The organism is Chimaeribacter californicus (assembly GCF_002858675.1).
Classification (GTDB): Bacteria; Pseudomonadota; Gammaproteobacteria; order Enterobacterales; family Enterobacteriaceae; genus Chimaeribacter; species Chimaeribacter californicus.
The window spans coordinates 522,389-541,839 of sequence record NZ_PJZF01000001.1; the positions used below are offsets into that span (position 1 = coordinate 522,389).

The 19,451-nt window shown below is 62.7% G+C and carries 15 protein-coding genes; 7 read left to right on the forward strand and 8 right to left on the reverse strand.

The window, feature by feature from the left end; genetic code table 11:
* Positions 1 to 5: 5 nt before the first annotated feature.
* The 6 genes from rsxD to CYR55_RS02475 all read right to left on the reverse strand — a co-directional run bounded on the left by rsxD (position 6) and on the right by CYR55_RS02475 (position 6,958).
* Positions 6 to 1,058, reverse strand: a complete 1,053-nt coding sequence (gene rsxD, locus CYR55_RS02450; RefSeq protein WP_101814554.1) for an electron transport complex subunit RsxD — start codon at positions 1,056 to 1,058, stop codon at positions 6 to 8.
* Entirely contained in the window at positions 1,059 to 3,677 is a 2,619-nt protein-coding gene (rsxC, locus tag CYR55_RS02455) for an electron transport complex subunit RsxC (RefSeq protein WP_101814555.1), read from the reverse strand.
* Entirely contained in the window at positions 3,670 to 4,245 is a 576-nt protein-coding gene (rsxB, locus tag CYR55_RS02460; protein ID WP_101814556.1) for an electron transport complex subunit RsxB, read from the reverse strand. Before rsxB ends, rsxC begins: the two co-directional genes overlap by 8 nt.
* Positions 4,245 to 4,826: an electron transport complex subunit RsxA gene (rsxA, locus tag CYR55_RS02465; RefSeq protein WP_101814557.1), complete on the reverse strand. Its 582-nt coding sequence runs from the start codon at positions 4,824 to 4,826 to the stop codon at positions 4,245 to 4,247. The genes rsxB and rsxA overlap by 1 nt, the downstream gene beginning before the upstream one ends.
* A 76-nt stretch (positions 4,827 to 4,902) precedes the next feature.
* Positions 4,903 to 5,340, reverse strand: a complete 438-nt coding sequence (locus tag CYR55_RS02470; RefSeq protein ID WP_101814558.1) for a DUF2569 domain-containing protein — start codon at positions 5,338 to 5,340, stop codon at positions 4,903 to 4,905.
* A 202-nt stretch (positions 5,341 to 5,542) separates the two neighbouring features.
* Complete coding sequence (locus tag CYR55_RS02475) at positions 5,543 to 6,958, reverse strand: glycoside hydrolase family 1 protein (RefSeq protein ID WP_101814559.1); 1,416 nt, start codon at positions 6,956 to 6,958, stop codon at positions 5,543 to 5,545.
* 208 nt (positions 6,959 to 7,166) lie between these two features.
* Between CYR55_RS02475 and CYR55_RS23885 the strand changes: the two genes are divergently transcribed.
* The 4 genes from CYR55_RS23885 (at position 7,167) to CYR55_RS02490 (ending at position 12,031) form a co-directional block, all read left to right on the forward strand.
* Positions 7,167 to 7,571 (forward strand): MerR family transcriptional regulator, encoded by a 405-nt coding sequence (locus tag CYR55_RS23885; protein WP_241522058.1) that lies wholly within the window; start codon positions 7,167 to 7,169, stop codon positions 7,569 to 7,571.
* Positions 7,564 to 8,211: a TipAS antibiotic-recognition domain-containing protein gene (locus CYR55_RS23890; protein WP_241522059.1), complete on the forward strand. Its 648-nt coding sequence runs from the start codon at positions 7,564 to 7,566 to the stop codon at positions 8,209 to 8,211. The genes CYR55_RS23885 and CYR55_RS23890 overlap by 8 nt, the downstream gene beginning before the upstream one ends.
* A gap of 425 nt (positions 8,212 to 8,636) precedes the next feature.
* Entirely contained in the window at positions 8,637 to 9,131 is a 495-nt protein-coding gene (locus CYR55_RS02485) for a hypothetical protein (protein ID WP_101814560.1), read from the forward strand.
* 203 nt (positions 9,132 to 9,334) lie between these two features.
* Entirely contained in the window at positions 9,335 to 12,031 is a 2,697-nt protein-coding gene (locus tag CYR55_RS02490) for a hypothetical protein (RefSeq protein ID WP_101814561.1), read from the forward strand.
* A 121-nt stretch (positions 12,032 to 12,152) separates the two neighbouring features.
* Here the strand turns inward: CYR55_RS02490 and araA are convergent, their stop codons facing one another.
* Positions 12,153 to 13,658: an L-arabinose isomerase gene (gene araA / locus CYR55_RS02495; RefSeq protein WP_101814562.1), complete on the reverse strand. Its 1,506-nt coding sequence runs from the start codon at positions 13,656 to 13,658 to the stop codon at positions 12,153 to 12,155.
* A 52-nt stretch (positions 13,659 to 13,710) separates the two neighbouring features.
* On the reverse strand, positions 13,711 to 15,420 hold the full coding sequence (locus CYR55_RS02500; RefSeq protein ID WP_101814563.1) for a ribulokinase: 1,710 nt from the start codon (positions 15,418 to 15,420) through the stop codon (positions 13,711 to 13,713).
* Positions 15,421 to 15,799: 379 nt separating this feature from the next.
* Between CYR55_RS02500 and CYR55_RS02505 the strand changes: the two genes are divergently transcribed.
* The 3 genes from CYR55_RS02505 to araH all read left to right on the forward strand — a co-directional run bounded on the left by CYR55_RS02505 (position 15,800) and on the right by araH (position 19,437).
* Positions 15,800 to 16,783: an arabinose ABC transporter substrate-binding protein gene (locus CYR55_RS02505; protein ID WP_101814564.1), complete on the forward strand. Its 984-nt coding sequence runs from the start codon at positions 15,800 to 15,802 to the stop codon at positions 16,781 to 16,783.
* Positions 16,784 to 16,855: 72 nt separating this feature from the next.
* Entirely contained in the window at positions 16,856 to 18,391 is a 1,536-nt protein-coding gene (araG, locus tag CYR55_RS02510; protein WP_101814565.1) for an L-arabinose ABC transporter ATP-binding protein AraG, read from the forward strand.
* A gap of 14 nt (positions 18,392 to 18,405) precedes the next feature.
* The gene (gene araH, locus CYR55_RS02515) at positions 18,406 to 19,437 is read left to right on the forward strand and encodes an L-arabinose ABC transporter permease AraH (RefSeq protein ID WP_101814566.1); all 1,032 of its coding nucleotides are present in this window, start codon (positions 18,406 to 18,408) and stop codon (positions 19,435 to 19,437) included.
* The last annotated feature ends 14 nt before the right edge of the window (positions 19,438 to 19,451 follow it).

Here is a 19,451-nt window from a genome sequence, read left to right on the forward strand (position 1 = left end):
ACTCCTCAGCGATGCCCGTAGACACGGGGTTGGGTGTAGTGGTCAATCAGCGGCACGGTAATGTTGGCCAGCAGCACGGCAAAGGCCACGCCGTCCGGGTAACCGCCATACACACGGATCAGCCACACCAGCAGGCCAATCAGCGCGCCGAAAATCAGGCGGCCGCGCGGCGTGGTGGAGGCGGTCACCGGGTCGGTAGCGATAAAGAACGCGCCGAGCATGGTCGCGCCGGAGAAGAGGTGGATCAGCGGTGAGGCGTTGAGCGCCGGGTTCACCAGCCACGCCAGCCCGCTGCAAAACGCCAGCATCAGCAGGAAACTCACCGGGATATGCCAGTGGATCAGGCGGCGGCCAAGCAGCAGCAGGCCACCGGCCAGGAAGCCGAGGTTAACCCACTGCCAGCCCAGACCGGCCAGGAAGCCGCTGTAGATCGGCTGTGCCAGCAACTGGGTGTACGCATGCCCGGCGCGCAGCCCGGTTTTGAAGCCGTCCAGCGGGGTCGCCTGGGTGATGCCGTCCACATTCGTCTGTAACTGGTAGGCGGTGAGGCCGTCACTGCTGTGGCCGCTGAAGATGCTGAGCAGCGTGTCGTGCCAGCCCAGCGCATGCGCCTGAAGCGTGTCCGGCGGCAGCCAGGTGGTCATCTGTACCGGGAAGGAGATCAGCAGCACCACGTAACCCACCATCGCCGGGTTGAACGGGTTCTGGCCGAGGCCGCCATACAGCCCTTTGGCGATCACGATGGCGAAGAAAGTACCAAGCACAATCATCCACCATGGGGCCAGCGGCGGCAGGCTGATGCCCAGCAGCAGCGCGGTGAGCAGGGCGGAGTTATCCCCCAGTTTTGATTTAACGGACTGGTGGCGCATCGCTACGATGGCCCCTTCGGCACTCAGCGCCGTGACCATCGCCAGTGCCACCTGCACCAGGTTGCCGGGGCCGAAAAAGTACCACTGCGCCGCCATACCGGGGATGCAGGCCAGCATCACCCACAGCATGATGCTGCTGGTGCGTTGCCGGTTATGGGTAAAGGGTGAACTTGCGATTCTGAAAGCCATTTATTCCTCGTTCGACATCGTTTCTTCGGCGGCCTTGCGCGCTTTGATCCGGGCAATCGCCGCAGCGACCGCCTCCTTGCGCGGGTCACTTTCTTGTTTTTCCGTGGCGCTGCCGGCAGGGGGTGCCCCGGCCTCCTTGCGCAACGGTTCAGCAGGGTTATTTTCTACGGCATGGTTTTGCGGCGAATGGTTTTCCGGTGCCTCACCAGAGGCCGTATCCGCCTGCGCCGGGGCAGCCTCCGCAGGTTCTGCGTCAGTTTGCGCGGCACGTTTCGCCTTGGCACGCGCCACCGCTGCGGCCACAGCGGCTTTGCGTTTGTCGTCGGCGCTCAGTTCCGGCTCCGCCGGGGCGGCGTCGGCAGGCTCTGCATCCGCCGGGGCGGCACGTTTAGCCTTGGCTCGCGCCACCGCTGCGGCCACAGCGGCTTTGCGTTTGTCTTCGGCGCTCAGTTCCGGCTCCGCCGGGGCGGCGTCGGCAGGCTCTGCGTCAGTTTGCGCGGCACGTTTCGCCTTGGCGCGTGCGACCGCTGCGGCCACAGCGGCTTTGCGTTTGTCTTCGGCGCTCAATTCCGGCTCCGCCGGGGCGGCGTCGGCAGGCTCTGCATCCACCGGTGCAGCGCGTTTAGCCTTGGCTCGCGCCACCGCTGCGGCGACGGCGGCTTTGCGTTTGTCGTCGTCGGTAGGCGGGGTGGGAACAGCGGCATCCACCACCTCGGCGGTACCGAAATCGGCATTCGCCTCGACCGCTTTTTTCGCTTTGACGCGGGCGAGGGCGGCGGCCACCGCGGCTTTGCGTTTGTCATCCGTGCCGGTGTCCGATGCGGCGGCCACCGCGGCTTTGCGTTTGTCATCCGTGCCGGTGTCCGATGCGGCGGCAGCCGGGGCGGCGTCTGCGTCCGCTTCTGCGGCCTTACGGGCTTTGACGCGGGCGAGGGCGGCGGCCACGGCAGCTTTGCGCGGATCGGCGTCGTGGTGATGTTCATCTTCTGACTGTGAAGTCTGATCCACCGGGATCTCCGCCTCAATGGCGGCGCGGCGGGCGTGGCGCTCGGCCCGGTCAGCCTCACGCACTGCCTCATCCAGCGGTTGCGCAGCTTTTTTGGCGGCAACCCGCGCCACAGCGGCCTGCACGGCCTCATTCTGGCTGTCATCCAGCCGGACAGCGGCCTGTTTATGGCGCGCTTCACGGGCCAGTTTCTCCCGCTCCATGCGCGCCTGTTTGGCTTCAAAGCGCGCTTTGGCATCGGCGGCGCGTGCCGCTTCCTGATCCAGCTCGCGGATTTCCGCCTTCTCCTGCCGGTAGTACTGCACCAACGGAATGTTGCTCGGGCAGACGTAGGCGCAGGCCCCGCACTCGATGCAGTCGAACAGGTTATAGTTGCGCGCTTTCTCGTGCTCCTGGCCGCGGCTGAACCAGTAGAGTTGCTGCGGCAACAGCCCGGCCGGGCAGGCGTCGGCGCACTGGCTGCAGCGGATGCACGCCTCTTCGGCCTGCGGCTCGCCCATTTCGCTCTGTGACGGGGCCAGCAGGCAGTTGGTGATCTTCACCGTCGGCACCTCAAGGTGCGGCAGGGTAAAGCCCATCAGCGGCCCGCCCATGATCACCAGTTGCCGATCGTGCGGGCGGAACCCGGCCTCTTTCAGCAGCAGCGACACCGGCGTGCCGATGCGTGCCCAGACGTTGCCGGGCTGGCCGACCGATTCCCCGGTCAGCGTCACCACGCGCTCAATCAGCGGCTCACCGTGCACAATGGCACGGGTGATGGCGTACAGCGTGCCGACGTTCTGCATCAGCACACCAATCGACGAAGAGTGCTTGCCGTGCGGCACCTCCTGCCCGGTGAGGATGCGCGTCAGCTGCTTGGCGCCGCCGGACGGGTATTTGGTCGGGATCACCCGCAGCTCAAGCTTCACGCCCGGCGTGGCGTCCTCTTTCAGCGCCCGCTTCAGCGCGGCGATCGCCTCCGGTTTGTTGTCCTCAATGCCGATGATCACCCGCTCCGGGCGCAGGATATGGCAGAGGATGCGCGTGCCGGTGACGATCGCCGGGGCGTGCTCCTGCATCAGGCGGTCATCAGCGGTGATGTAGGGTTCGCACTCGGCGGCATTGACGATCAGCGTTTTCACGCCGTGCCGGCCGCCCTGCAATTTGGCGGCGGTGGGGAAGCCTGCGCCGCCGAGACCAGCCACGCCCGCCTGGTGGATGCGCGCCATCAGGTCGTTGGCGCTCTGCTGGTGGTAATCCGCCACCGGCGACAGCGCACACCAGCGGTCATCGCCGTCGGCGTCCAGCACCACGCACAGCTCTTTCAGGCCGGAGGGGTGGGCGGTGATGCGCGGCTCAATGGCGCGCACGGTGCCGGAAGTCGGCGCGTGCACCGGCAGCGTGCGGCCGCGCCCGGCGGTCAGCGGCTGGCCTTTCAGCACCCGGTCACCGGCGCGCACCAGCAGCTCACCCTCGGGGCCGAGGTGCTGTTGCAGCGGAATGATGAATTCGTCGCTGAGCGGCATCGTGCGCAGCGGCGCATGGCTCGACTGGGTTTTCATCTCCGGCGGATGGATGCCGCCGGCGAAATCCCAGATTTTATGTTTGTTCAGGGCCTTGAGCAGGTTAAACATGCTGGCCCTCCGCGATGACGCGTACCGGAATGGTGTTCAGATCCCATTTCCAGTTGGCGGTGGTGGTTTTTACCGGAATCATTTCAATACAGTCAGTTGGGCAGGGCGCGACGCAGAGGTCGCAGCCGGTACAGAGGTCGGCTACCACGGTGTGTACGGCACGGGTCGCGCCGACGATCGCATCCACCGGGCAGGCCTGAATGCACTTGGTGCAGCCGATGCAGTTGCTCTCATCCACAAAGGCGACTTTGCGCACCGGGTGCGTGACGGTGTCACCGCCGTCCAGCGGCTGTTGATCAACGTTCAGCAACGCCGCGATCTTCACCATCACCTGCTCGCCGCCGGGCGCGCACTTGTTGATCTTCTCGCCGTTGGCCACCGCTTCCGCGTAGGGGCGGCAGCCGGGGTAACCGCACTGGCCGCACTGGCTCTGCGGCAGCAGGGCATCGACCTGCTCGGCCACCGGGTCTTCATCCACTTTGAACCGGCGCGAGGCGTAACCCAGCACCAGCCCGAAAATCAATGCCAGCGGCGTCAGCGCCGCAATCGCAATCCACAACGCACTCATCAGAATTTCACCAGACCGGTAAAGCCCATAAAGGCCAGCGACATCAGCCCGGCCGTGACCAGCGCAATGGACGATCCGCGGAATGGCGCAGGCACATCCGCCACCGCCAGGCGCTCACGGATGGCCGCGAACAGCACCATCACCAGCGAGAAACCGGCGGCCGCCGCGAAGCCATACACGGCGGATTGCAGGAAATTGTGCGACTGATTGATGTTCAGCAACGCCACACCCAGCACCGCGCAGTTGGTGGTGATCAGCGGCAGGAAGATCCCCAGCAGCCGGTAGAGCGACGGGCTGGTTTTGCGCACCACCATCTCGGTGAACTGCACCACCACGGCGATCACCAGAATAAAGGAGAGCGTGCGCAGGTAGACCAGGTCGAGCGGCAGCAGAATAAAGCGGTTGATCGCCCAGGCGCTGATGGAGGCCAGCGTCATCACGAAGGTGGTGGCGAGCCCCATGCCGATGGCGGTCTCCAGTTTTTTGGAGACCCCCATGAACGGGCACAGCCCGAGGAATTTCACCAGTACAAAGTTGTTTACCAGCACAGTGCCGACAAACAAGAGCAGGTATTCGGTCATTGCAATGCCTGAAAGTCTGAAGTCAAAAGAACCGCTGCCTGCCGCCCGGCCGGTTGGCGCGGGGCAGTCAGCGGGGTTAGCCAATAAACGTCTGTTTTACCCGGCGCGAGCGGGAGAAATAGGGCACCAGCAGCGCCGCCGCCAGCAGCGGGGCCAGCAGGCTGCGCACCGCGAGGTCATCCGGCACCGGCGCAAAGGCAAAGCTTTTAATCGCCAGCAGCACCGTCACCAACAGCCAGAAAATGTAGAGCCGCGGCACAATGCGTTTGCGCTGGGTGAACTGCCACAGCACCCAGGCGCTGAACAGCCACATCGCCAGCGCCGTTACCAGTGACAGATACCACGGCAGCGCCATGCCGGTGGTGCCGAGCAGCCGCGCACGGGATTCACTGTGGGAGAGCGCCATGCCATAGAGCACCAGCGTCAGCGTATTGCCCAGCAGCGTCATGATCAGATAGGCCAGCGGGGCCAGCAACCATCCGCCAATCCGCCGGGCATGTTGATTTAGCGACATAAAAAACCTTTGTGCAGGATGAAACAACGCGGGAGGCCCGCATTCAGCCGGCACATACTACCAGAGTGAAATTCCCCGGCTTATCAAGAATGTGTTGTAAAAGCGGATTGGGGTTTAAGAAACAAACAAGAAGATTGGGAAAGGCGCGGCGGGGGAACGGGCAGGGGGAAAACGGGGCCGGCACCCGGCCGGCCCCGATTGCTCAGCGTTGCTCTCCGTTGCTGGTAATCACCTTCTGGTACCAGAAAAAGCTCTTTTTACGCTGCCGCGCCAACGCACGTGCATGATCGACATACACAAACCCGTACTGCTTCTGGTAGCCGTTCAGCCAGCTCAGCAGGTCGATAAACGACCACGGGTAGTAGCCGCGTACATCCGCGCCCTGTTCAATGGCGTCCGCAATCGCGGCGATGTGTTGGCGCAGGTAGTCGATGCGGTCATCATCCACCACCTCGCCGTCGATGATCGGGTCTTTCGCGCCGAGGCCATTTTCCGTGATGTAGATCGGCACATCGCCGTAGCGCGCCTTGATCGCCAGAATCCCGTCCGTCAGCCCCTGCGGGTAGATCTCCCAGTCCCAGTCGGTGTAGACGCCGTCCGGGTTGCGCACAAACTTGAACAGCCCTTTGAACCCGAACTCTTTGCCCGCCTGGTGGCCGCTGCCGCGCGTGCCGCTGTGGTTGGCGGTGAGCTGGGTGTCACCGTGCGGGTTGGCCGCCACCATTTCACGCTTATAGAAGTTGAGGCCGATAAAGTCACAGATGTTGTTGCGCAACAGGTCGGCATCACCGGGTGCAAAACGCGGCACGCCCCACAGCGACTGGGTTTTCGCCAGCAATTCTGCCGGGTATTCCCCCTTGAGCACCGGATCGTACAGCCAGTGGGTATAAATGCCGTCTGCCAGCGCACTGGCCGCCACATCCTCCGGCGCATTGCTGCGCGGGGTGTGCGGTTGCAGCACGTTCACAAAGCCGATCTGCCCGCTGATGCCGCTCTGGCGGAAGGCGGCCACGGCGGCAGCGTGGGCCACAAACACATGGTGGCAGGCCTGCACCGCCCGCGCCGGGTCTTGTACTGCCGGGGGATGCGCCCCGGTAATGTAGCCGTGGCCGATAAACACCACCGTCTCATTAAAGGTTGACCAGAGTTTCACCCGGTCGCCAAAGCGCTGGTAGCAGAGCCGGGCATAGTCAACAAAGGCGTCGGCGGTGGTGCGCGCTTCCCAGCCGCCCTCCTGTTGCAGCGCCAGCGGCAAGTCCCAGTGGTAGAGGGTGATCATCGGCTCAATCTGGTGTTTCAGCAGTTCATCAATCAGGTCGCTGTAAAAGGCGATCCCGGCCTCATTCACCTCACCGCGCCCGGTAGGCAGCAGGCGCGGCCAGGCAATAGAAAAGCGGTAGCTTTTCATGCCCAGCTCCGCCATCAGCGCCACATCCTCGCGGAAACGGTGGTAATGGTCGACGGCCACATCGCCGTTGGTGCCCTGGTAAGTGGCACCCGGCCGGTGTGCAAACTCATCCCAGATGGACGGCCCTTTGCCGTCGGCCTGGTAACCGCCCTCAACCTGATAAGCCGCCGTGGCGGCACCCCATAAAAACCCGTCCGGAAATGCTGACATCGTGTGATCTCCTGAATGAATAATGTGCAGAGCCAGTGTAGGAAAGGGGGATTGTCACTGCAATCGGTTTCAGAAACCGGTTGCAGTCGGGGCGGAATTTTGTGAGCCACCGCACTGCGCAGGGGTGTTTATGTGTAACAAAAAGGCTTGACCCTGACGCCGCGTCAGGCCGCAGGCTATATGGAGATGTACAGAAAAGGAGAGCACGATGTTGATAGGAGAACTGGCCCGCCATGGCGGGGTAACGGTACGAACGCTCCATCATTATGACGCACTGGGCTTGCTCAAGCCGGGGGCGCGTTCGCCCGGGGGTTACCGCCTTTATCATCAGAATGATCTGGTGCGGCTGCATCAGATTCAGGCGTTGCGCCGCTTCGGGCTGACGCTGGCGGATATCGGTGACCTGCTGGCCCGGCACACGTTACCCCTGCATGAGGTGATTCCGCGACAAATTGCTATGCTGGACAAACAGCTTGCCAATATTGTTTTCCTGCGCCGCCGGCTGCTGCGGATGGCAGAGCAACTGCAACGGGACGAGGAAACGCCCATTGGCGAATGGCTGGCAACGCTGGAATTTGTGGCTGATAACGTGGGAGTCAACGACGATGTATGAGAAATACTTTACCCAGGAGGAGCTGACCCAGCTGCCGCTCTCACAGGCCGATGAGGCGCGTGACACCGAGTGGCGTGCGTTGGTGAAAGAGGCACAATGGCTGCTGGAGAACCGTACCTTGCCGCAGGAACCGGCCGCGCGGCAACTGGCGCTGCGCTGGATGCTGGCGCTGGAGCGGGATACCGCCTGCAACCCCGATTTCCTCAACCGGCTCAACCAGATGCACCAGCAGGAACCGGCAATGCGGGCGGCAATCGGCATGACGCCGGAGATTGAGGCCTTTATTACCCGCGCCTTTGCGGAGAATAAAATGCAGCTCCTGCGCCGCTACCTGAATGATGACGAATACGCCTTTCTCTATGAGAACTACCCGAAGCAGATGTCCGCCTGGCCGCCGCTGATTGCTGACATGCGCCGGGCGATGGCGCAGGGCATCGCGCCGGATGCCCCGGAGGCCCGGCCGCTGGCCCAGCGCTGGATGGCGCTGTTTTGTGCCTATGCGGGCAACGACCCGCAAACTCATGCCAAAATCCGCCTGGCGATGGAGGAGCAGCCGGAACTCTCGCAGGGAACCTGGCTGGATGAACCCTTGCTGCACTGGTTGCGGCAGGCCGTTGCCCACCTGAACCGGCACGCGTAAGGCGCCGGTTTGCCCTGCGCCGCCCCTTTCCGGCGCGGGATTATCTCAGCGGCGGCGGCTTTTTTATCCTTTCTTGTGCCCCTTTCTTTTATTTACCGGCTAACAATTGTCATATTCCGCCTGCCTGCCGCATAACTGATGATGCCGGGTAATCATTCAGGCCTGCCGTATTCCCCCATATTGTTCATTGCCCTTAATCTGATAAAAAAACCTTGCCAATCTTTTTCCCGCCAAAATGCACCGCCTGCCGCGGCTATTTTTCCCGGCATCATAAAGCAATGAGAAATAACGGCCGCTAATGGGTTGTTTTTACCCTTATCTCACCGGGGTTGCCGGGGCATCAATGAGAACCGGGAGGGTTTTTTATTTCGCTGGCACACCTCATTACGCCTCATTACACGGCTCATAGAGGTCAATGAGACAAAATGAAACAGGTGAACTTTATCACTTACCCCGCTGATGTTATGCCTTTAATGAATCGCAGGGAGTGGGATGACATTGAAATAACGGATGTATTAATTAACGGAGGTTTTACCATGAATGAAAATAACCGAGATAACCCGCAAGCCCGGCCGGAGACAACAGGGCAAGCGGGAGAGGCCGGCACCCTGGCAGCCGGGGCTGCGCCGGATCTGCAGGACGCGGCTCCACGGCCTGCGGCTTTGCGGCTCCTGAGCAGCCATTTTCTCTACCTGTATGCGTTTTGCGTCACCTTGCTGACGTTTCTATTTTTGTTCATGGCCTGTTTTTCGCCATCCGTCAATATCGTGCAGCGGGAGAATATGATTAATACCGTTACCGGTTTTCTGTTGGGGGTCGCGCTGTCGGCCATTATCCAATATTTCTTTGGATCAAGCCTGAGCAGCAGAATCAAGGAAGAAGCGCAGGGGGCGCTGCAAAACAGGGGGGCGGGAAAATAACCCCGTTTTTAAAATAATCATTCTGGTGTGTAAACACTAACAGGCTTGTGCGCCTGTGCCGCGTCAGGGAGTGCGGGAGGGGCCGGGCGCACACACTTTTATTTCGCCCTGTGCCGTTGGTTATTAATGCGTAAAGAAGTCTTTTTATTTCTGCGGCTACTTCCGCCAGTCCGCGTTTACTCCACATTATGAAGAGGTACATTATGTTCTATTTCCGAGCCAACCAAGTGAAATTGACCAGTAATGGGTCGACCCGTTCCCTGTTTAACTGGCGCAAAGATCTGTCGGACGTGAAATTAATCAGTTTTGTGACCACCAGCCAATCTATTTTACCCGACATTGACACCTGGCTGGACAGTAACGATCCGGCCCAGAAAACCGCGCTGCTGGCCCGCGCGGTGCAGAGCGTCAGCTCCTCACAGATCCTGACCACCGTGGAAAATGTGAAGGACAACGCCCGCCTGACCTTTGGTACCACTGGGTATAACCTGTACCAGAATGACAAAATCCCGGAGGACATCAACTGGTGCCTGATGGCGATTAAGAGCAACAAGGATACCCGTGAACTGGGATCGGTGTTTTCTTCTATCGCCGACCATGCGGAGTTCAATACGTTCGCCTCCTCACTGGGGGCGCTGGTGGTGACCGCCGCCAACCCGGCATTCCGCGCCGGGGTCGAGATCACCAAATTTGTCACGGAGGTGATGTCCCAGCGGTTGCAGGATGAGGATGATGAGCAACTGGGCCTGCTCTACCTCTCCCTGAACCGCACACAGCACTACCCGTACGGTGAGCGCAAAGAGAATGCCGTCACTGACCTGACCGGGAACATGCTGGTGGATTACTCGATCTTTGGGGTGGAAGAGGGCGCGAACCCGCAGAGCACCCTCAATGCCGCACCGCAGAACGGCAGCGAACCGGCACCGAAAGAGCTGGCGAAACAGACCATTGAGGCCAGCCTGGCTGCGGCTGCCGCCGCGGCCCGGCAGACCCTGGCGGAAAAAGCCTCTGCCGCCGCCTCGGTGCCGGAACAACCGGCTGAAGTGCTGGCAATGCGGGCGAAAGCCTTCCTGAAAGAGCGTGAAAGCGGCGTGCTGGATCAGGCCCGGCAGATAATGGCCGGGATCGCGGGCGCGGCGGTTTCTGCCGCCGGGGATGCCGCCGGGCAGGCCATGAGCAACCTCACCACACAATTGGGGGCGGCCGCACTGAAAGCGATCAACGGCAACGCCCCGCCGGTCGGCACCCCGGTGCAGGGCATCGCACAGGTGACGGCGATTCCGGACCAGCCTGCTGATGTGCTGGCGGGCAGTACCGGCACCGGCAACGCCGCGACCCTGCCGACCGGCGGCAGCGGCACCGAACCGCAGGACGGCACCACCAGCGGTGACCCCGGCGCGACCGGTGCACCGGGTGCGCCCATCGCGGCGCCCACCCAGAAAACGGTGGTCGAGGCCGCCGCTGCCGCCGCGCCGGTGGGGGATGTGCAGCCCGCCGGTACCGAGCCTGCACCGGGTGCCAAGCCCAGCGGCCAGGAAATGGTTGGGGACACTCCGCCGGACGCCCTGCCGCCTGCCGGTCAGGCGCCGTCCGCCAGCCCCCAGGCAGGGGAAAGCGCCGCCGCCGCGCCGGAGGCCCCCGCACCGGTCGGCCAGCCGCCCGCAGAGGCCGCTGGTGAACCCGCCCCGGTGAGCGCCGCAGAACCGGCAGCCGTGCCGGAGGGCGCGACCCAACTTGCCGCCGCGGAGCCTGCCGCAGAAAGCAGCGCTATTCCGGATCAACCGGCCGATGTGCTGGCGGCCGGTGTCGGTACCGACAGCGCCGCCACCCAGCCCACCGGCGGCAGCGGAACCAACCCACAGGACGGCACCTCCAGCGGTGACCCGCGGGCGAACATGCCGCTGGGCGGCGTCACCGAGAAAGAGATGATTGAGATTAAGGCCGCCGCCGCCCCGGTGGGGGATGTGCAGACAGCCGGGCAGGAGGTTTCTGTCCCCGGCGCTAAAGAGATCATTACCGAGACCCCGGCAGAGGCGGTGCCGCCTGCCGGCCAGGCTCAGCCGGCTGCCGCCCCGGTGAGCGACAGTGCTGAACCCGCCGCTGCATCTGCGGCAGCACCGGAAAGCGCCCCGGCGGAACCGGCCGCTGCACCTGCGGCAGCACCGGAGAGCAGCCCGGCGGAACCGGCCGCGGAGCCTGCGGCAGCACCGGAGAGCGCCCCGGCGGAACCGGCCGCTGCACCTGCGGCAGCACCGGAGAGCGCCCCGGCGGAACCGGCCGCTGCACCTGCGGCGGCACCGGAGAGCGCCCCGGCGGAACCGGCTGCGGCCGCCGGGGGCAGCAGCGCCATCCCGGATCAACCGGCGGATGCGCTGGCGGCCGGTACCGGCACGGATAACGCTGCCACTCAGCCTACCGGCGGCACCGGCACCAACCCGCAAGACGGCACCTCCAGCGGCGATGCCGGGGCGGGTGCCAACAGCGGCCCGACTGCCGACAGTGCACAAGCCGCCATAGAGGGGGCAGCGATCCCCGACCAACCGGCCGAGGCACTGGCCGCCGGGCAGGTTGTTGCGCCGGGTGTGGGGGTGATTGTCCAGGCTGAGGGCGAGGCCACGCCGGACGCCGGCCAGGCGGCAACCAGCGGGGGCAGCAGCCAGCCGGCAGCCGTACCCGAGAAAAGTACGCTGGCAACGCCGGAGGGCAAGGCGGCGACAGCCTCGACCCTTGCCGCCGCTAACCCAGACCCCACCGACGACGCCTATAAAGAGATTGTTGTCGAAGGAGCCAGTACTGCCGCTGCCGCCACGCCCGCCGCAGGGCAGCCCGCTGACGCAGGTCAGGCAGTGGATCCGGGCAGTGATCCTGCGGCTGCAGAGGCACAAAAACCGCAGAAATAAGAGAAGGCAGAAATAAGGAAAGGCGGAAATAACAAGAGTGGGCCATGGCCCACTCTTTTTTGTGTGTATCGCTTTTTTGCGTCTGACGATTTTTTGTCTAAAAACAGGGAACGCGCCCGGTTTATTTGGCGCAGATCTTGTAGTAGACCTCATTCCAGCGCAGCGCGTCCTTAAAGGCCGGCAGCGTGGTCTGGTTGTCAATCACCAGCAGTTCGATGTTGTGCATCTCCGCATACAGGCGCATATGCTCCAGGTTCAGCGCCTGGCTGAACACCGTGTGGTGCGCGCCGCCGCCGAGGATCCAGGCTTCCGCTGCGGTCGGCAGGTCAGGCTGGGCTTTCCAGATGGCGCGGGCCACCGGCAGTTTCGGCAGCGGGTGCGGCTGCTCCACGGTATCCACCACGTTTACCAGCAGGCGGAAACGGTCACCCATGTCGATCACGCTGGCGTTCAGCGCCGGGCCGGCCGGGGTGGAGAAGATCAGGCGCGCCGGGTCCGCCTTGCCGCCGATGCCGAGGTACTGGGCATCGAGGGTCGGTTTCTGCTCTTTGGCGATGCTCGGGCAGACTTCCAGCATATGCGAGCCGACCACCAGATCGTTGCCGCTCTGGAAGTTGTAGGTGTAATCCTCCATAAAGGAGGTGCCGCCTTCCAGCCCGCTGGCCATCACTTTCATGATGCGCAGCAGCGCGGCGGTTTTCCAGTCACCTTCGCCGCCGAAGCCGTAGCCTTTCTGCATCAGGCGCTGCACCGCCAGACCCGGCAGTTGCTGCATGCCCCACAGGTTTTCAAAGTTGGTGGTGAAGGCGCGGAAGTTGCCCTGTTCCAGGAAGCGGGTCATGCCCAGCTCAATGCGCGCCGCATCCAGCAGGTTCTCACGTTTGTCGCCGGTGGATTTCACCGCGTCAGTCAGCGTGTAGCTCGCCTCATACTCCTCAATCAGCGTATCAACATCGCCCTTGCTGACTTCATTGATCACGCTGACCAGGTCGCCGATGCCGTAGGCGCTGACGCTGTAGCCGAACTGGATCTGCGCGCCGACTTTGTCACCCTCGGTCACGGCCACTTCGCGCATGTTGTCACCGAAGCGGGCCACTTTCAGCTGCTGGCTCTCCTGGCGGGCGGCGGCCACGCGCATCCACTGGGCAATGCGGCGGTGGGATTCCCCGTCCTGCCAGTGCCCGGCGATCACACTGTGCTGCTGGCGCATCCGCGCGCCGATGAAGCCGAACTCACGGCCGCCGTGCGCGGTCTGGTTCAGGTTCATAAAGTCCATGTCCATGGTTTCCCACGGTATTTGGGCATTGAACTGGGTATGGAACTGCAACAGCGGCTTGTTGAGGATGCTCAGCCCGGCGATCCACATCTTGGCCGGGGAGAAGGTGTGCAGCCAGGTGATGATGCCGATACAGTCGTTCTGGTAGTTGGCGTCGCGGCAGATGGCGGTGATCTCATCCGGCGAGGTGCCGAGCGGCTTCAGCACCAGCTTCACCGGCAGGCCCGCCTCTTTGTTCAGGCTGTTAACCACCTGCTCAGCGTTCTCCTTGACCTGGCGCAGGGTTTCCGGCCCGTATAAATGCTGAGTACCGATCACAAACCATACTTCTTGCTGTTTAAATGCGTCCATTTGCAACTCCTGACAAAAAAGGGGGGCGGGTGACGGGCACCCGCCGGAAAAATTAGGCAAGGGGTTCCGCTACCGGGGCAGCGGGCTGGGCCGGGGCGTGGGCGAAACGCGGCTCGGCGGCGGCGCACCACTGCTGGTAGCGTTCATACAGGCGCTGGAATTCCGCCACCCGCGCCGGGTCGGGCTGCAACGTGCGCTCGATGGCACAGGCCATATGCTGCTGGGCGTCCGGCACGCTGGCATACTCGCCGGCGGCCACCGCGGCAAAAATCGCCGCACCCAGTGCACAGCACTGATCCGAGGCGACAATCTGCAACGGGCGGTTCATCACGTCCGCGCACACCTGCATGATCACCGGGGATTTGCGGGCGATGCCGCCCAGCGTCAGCACGTTCTCCACCGGGATGCCCTGCTGCTCGAAGCACTCCATGATGGCGCGCGCGCCGAAGGCAGTGGCAGCGATAAAGCCGCCGAACAGCGCCGGGGCCTCGGTGCCGAGGTTCAGGTCGGTGATCACCCCTTTCAGGCGCTGGTTGGCATTCGGGGTGCGGCGGCCGTTGAACCAGTCCAGCACCAGCGGCAGCGTCTCCAGCGACGGGTTCTCCGCCCAGGCGCGGGTCAGGGCGGGCAGCAGATCGGCCTCAATCTGTTTCAGCTGCGGGGCCAGCGCCGGATTGGCGGCGGCGGCCTGTTTCAGCGGCCAGCTCAGCAAACGGCTGAACCAGGCGTACATGTCGCCGAAGGCGGACTGCCCGGCCTCCATGCCGATCATCCCCGGCACCACGCTGCCGTCCACCTGGCCGCAGATGCCGGCGATGGCGCGATCGTTCACCCGCTCTGTGTCAGCCAGCAGGATGTCGCAGGTGGAGGTGCCGATCACCTTCACCAGCGTATAGGGTTGCGCCCCGGCACCCACGGCGCCCATGTGGCAGTCGAAGGCACCGCCGGAGAGCACCACGCTCTGCGGCAGGCCGAGGCGTCCGGCCCATTCGGCGCTCAGGGTGCCGACCGGCACCTCGGCAGTGACGGTATCCGTGAACAGCGGGTAGGGCAGGTTATTGACCAGGCACGGGTCGAGTGCCTCGAAGAAGTCACGCGGCGGCAGGCCGTCCCACGCCGGGTGCCACAACATTTTATGCCCGGCGCTGCAGCGCCCGCGCAGCAGGTCGCCCGGCGCGGTTTTCCCGGCCAGCAGCGCCGGGATCCAGTCGCACAGCTCAACCCAGGAGGCCGCGGCGTCACGCACGGCGGCATCCTGGCGGGAGACATGCAGGATCTTGGCCCAGAACCACTCCGAGGAGTACACCCCACCGATGTAGCGGGTGTAATCCGGGAAGCGGCCGCTGCGGCACAGGTGGTTAATCTCTTCGGCTTCATTAATGGCCGTGTGGTCTTTCCACAACACGAACATGGCGTTCGGGTTGTCGGCAAATTCAGGGCGCAGCGCCAGCACGCGGCCTTCGGCATCCACCGGGGCGGGCGTCGATCCGGTGGAGTCCACGCCGATGCCGACCACGGCGGCGCGCTGTGCCGGGCTTAAGCGGTTAACCACGTTGCGGATCGCCTGCTCCATCGCCTCAATATAGTCAAGCGGGTGGTGGCGGAACTGGTTATGCGCCGGGCGGCAGTAGCGGCCCTCCTGCCAGCGTGGGTAGTAGACGACATCCGTCTCGAGTTCAGTGCCCCGTTGGCAATCCACTGCCAGCGCGCGTACCGAATCGCTGCCAAAATCAAGGCCGATAGCAATGGCACCTTGCGTCATTCTGGGTACTCCTTTTGGGTCTCAGGGGAAGTGCTGACTACCATAGGAGCGCGGGAGGGGGCAGGGTGAGGAGTGGCTTGCTGCAAGTATGCACTTTCCTGCTTCTTTAGATGTTTCTGTGATGTCAGTCAAAAGTTAATGCTTGGCTAAATTTGCTATATCTATGCACTTTCCTGCTGTAATCCCCAGATGTGATAGCGCTCTACATTTTACGCCCCGATTCCCGTTAAAACTTATCCCGTCTTACAGAGGGTGTGCGGCCGGAATGCGCCTGAACCGGGCACTCATGGCAAGCCCAACCCCGTTTTACCTCTACTGATAACGTTTTCACACCGCCCGTTGCACCGGGTGAACAACACCAATAAGACCGGAGAGCATCATGCATAAATTCACTAAGGGACTGGCTGCCGTCGCGCTGGCCGCGGTTATGTCACATTCAGCTATCGCCGAAACTATGAAACTCGGTTTCCTGGTGAAGCAGCCGGAAGAGCCATGGTTCCAGACGGAGTGGAAGTTCGCCGATAAGGCGGGCAAAGATCTCGGCTTTGATGTGATCAAGATTGCGGTGCCGGACGGCGAGAAAACGCTGAACGCCATTGACAGCCTGGCCGCCAGCGGCGCGAAAGGGTTCGTTATCTGTACGCCGGACCCGAAACTCGGCTCGGCGATCATGGCCAAGGCACGCAGCTATGACCTGAAAGTGATCGCGGTGGATGACCAGTTCGTCACCGCCAAAGGCAAACCGATGGAAACCGTGCCGCTGGTCATGATGGCCGCCACCAAGATTGGCGAACGCCAGGGGCAGGAGCTGTATAAAGAGATGCAGAAACGCGGCTGGAACGCGGCCGAAACCGGCGTGATGGCGATCACCGCCGACGAGCTGGACACCGCCCGCCGCCGCACCACCGGCTCGATGGACGCGCTGAAAGCCGCCGGGTTCCCGGAAAAACAGATCTACAAAATCCCGACCAAATCCAACGACATCCCCGGCGCGTTTGACGCCGCCAACTCGCTGCTGGTGCAGCACCCGGAAGTGAAAAACTGGCTGATCATCGGCATGAATGACAACACCGTGCTGGGCGGCGTGCGCGCCACCGAAGGCCAGGGCTTCAAAGCACCGAACGTGATCGGCATCGGCATCAATGGGGTGGACGCGGTGAGCGAACTCTCCAAGGCGCAGGCCACCGGCTTCTTCGGTTCCCTGCTGCCAAGCCCGGACATCCACGGCTACAAGAGCATCCAGATGCTGCATGACTGGGTAGAAAAAGGCGCAGAACCGGCCAAATTCACCGAAGTCACCGACGTGGTGCTGATCACCCGTGACAACTTCAAACCGGAATTGCAGAAGAAAGGGCTGATGTGATCCTGCGGCGGCCGCTGCGGCCGCCGTTTTCAGCACCCTGAACCTGTCCCTGTTACCCATGAGGTCAATGCCATGACAACGCAGTCGCCCTACCTGGAGTTTTGCGCCATCGGCAAGCAATTTCCGGGCGTGAAAGCGCTGGACGACATCAGCTTCCACTGCCGCGCCGGTGAGATCCACGCCCTGATGGGCGAGAATGGCGCCGGTAAATCCACGCTGCTGAAGATCCTCAGCGGCAACTACACCCCGACCAGCGGCGAAATCCGCCTGAAAGGGCAACCGGTCGCCTTTGCCTCCACCACCGATGCGCTGAACGCCGGGGTCGCCATCATCTACCAGGAGTTGCACCTGGTGCCGGAGATGACAGTGGCCGAGAACATCTACCTCGGCCAGCTGCCGCAAAAGCGCGGGCTGGTGAATAAAAAACTGCTGCGCTATGAGGCGGAGTTACAGCTCAAACACCTGGGGCTGGAGATTGACCCGGACACGCCGCTGAAGTACCTCTCCATCGGCCAGTGGCAGATGGTGGAGATCGCCAAGGCGCTGGCGCGCAACGCCAAAGTGATCGCCTTTGACGAGCCGACCAGTTCGCTCTCCGCGCGTGAAATTGAGCAGCTGTTCCGCGTCATCCGTGAATTGCGCGCCGAAGGGCGGGTGATTCTGTACGTGTCGCACCGCATGGAGGAGATCTTTGCGCTGAGCGACGCCATCACCGTGTTCAAAGATGGGCGCTACGTGCGCACCTTTGATGACATGGCGCAGGTGGACAACGAAAAACTGGTGCAGGCGATGGTAGGGCGTGACCTCGGTGACGTCTACGGCTATACGCCGCGCCCGCATGGCGAGGTGCGCCTGAAAGTCGACAACGTGAAAGCGCCGGGCGTCCGCACGCCGGTCTCGCTGGAAGTCCGCGCCGGGGAGATTGTCGGGCTGTTCGGGCTGGTGGGGGCCGGGCGCAGTGAACTGATGAAAGGGCTGTTTGGCGGCACGCGCATCACCGGCGGCCAGCTCTCGCTGGACGGCAAACCACTGACCATACGCTCGCCGATTGACGCCATCCGCGCCGGCATCATGCTCTGCCCGGAAGACCGCAAAGCGGACGGCATCATCCCGGTGCACTCGGTGCGTGAAAACATCAACATCAGCGCCCGGCGCAAAACCCTGACCGCCGGCTGCCTGATCAATAACACCTGGGAAAGTGCCAACGCCGACAAGCATATCCGTGGGCTGAACATCAAAACGCCGACCGCCCACCAGCTGATCATGAACCTCTCCGGCGGCAACCAGCAAAAGGCGATTTTAGGCCGCTGGCTGTCAGAGGAGATGAAAGTGATCATGCTTGATGAGCCGACGCGCGGCATTGATGTCGGGGCCAAACATGAGATTTACCACGTGATCTATGAGCTGGCGAAGCAGGGCATTGCCGTGCTGTTCGCCTCCAGCGATCTGCCGGAGGTGCTGGGCCTGGCCGACCGGATCCTGGTGATGCGGGAAGGCGCGCTCTCCGGCGAGCTGACCCACGATGAGGCCACCGAAGAGAAAGCGCTCAGCCTGGCGATGCTGCGCACCCCTGATATTGCCCCCGATGCCGCTGCGGCGGTTGCCTGAGTGAGGAATGCATGATGTCCAGTGTTACCACGCCTGCTGTGAAAACGAAAAGTGTTAAGCCGGAAAACAGTAAGCCGGAAAATGGCCCGGTGAAAGCGCGCGGCCTTGGCCTTTCCCGCGTCTGGGACAGTTACGGCATGCTGGTGGTGTTCGCCGTGCTGTTTATTGCCTGTTCCATTTTTGTGCCGAACTTCGCCTCCTTTATCAACATGAAAGGGCTGGGGCTGGCGATCTCCATGTCCGGGATGGTGGCGTGCGGGATGCTGTTCTGCCTCGCCTCCGGGGACTTTGACCTCTCTGTCGCGTCGGTTATCGCCTGCGCCGGGGTCACCGCCGCGGTGGTGATCAACCTCACCGAAAGCCTCTGGATCGGCGTGGCCGCCGGGATGGGGCTGGGCCTGCTCTCCGGGCTGGTGAACGGTTTTGTTATCGCCAGACTGAAGATCAATGCGCTGATCACCACGCTCGCCACCATGCAGATTGTGCGCGGGCTGGCGTACATCATCTCTGACGGTAAAGCGGTCGGGATCGAGGATGAGCGCTTCTTCGCCCTGGGTTACACCAACTGGTTCGGCCTGCCGGCGCCAATCTGGATAACCGTCGGCTGTTTGATCCTGTTCGGTTTCCTGCTGAATAAAACCACCTTTGGCCGCAATACGCTGGCGATCGGCGGCAACGAGGAAGCCGCCAGGCTGGCCGGGGTGCCGGTGGTGCGCACCAAAATCATCATCTTCATCCTTTCCGGGCTGGTGTCTGCGGCGGCGGGTATTATCCTCGCGTCGCGCATGACCAGCGGCCAGCCGATGACCTCTATCGGCTATGAGCTGATCGTGATCTCCGCCTGCGTGCTGGGTGGCGTGTCGCTGAAGGGCGGCATCGGCAAAATCTCCTACGTGATTGCCGGCATCCTGATCCTCGGTACGGTGGAAAACGCCATGAACCTGCTGAACATCTCACCGTTCTCGCAGTATGTGGTACGCGGGGCGATCCTGCTGGCGGCGGTGATCTTCGACCGCTACAAACAGGCGGCCAAGCGCACGGTTTAACGCTGCAAAGGTGA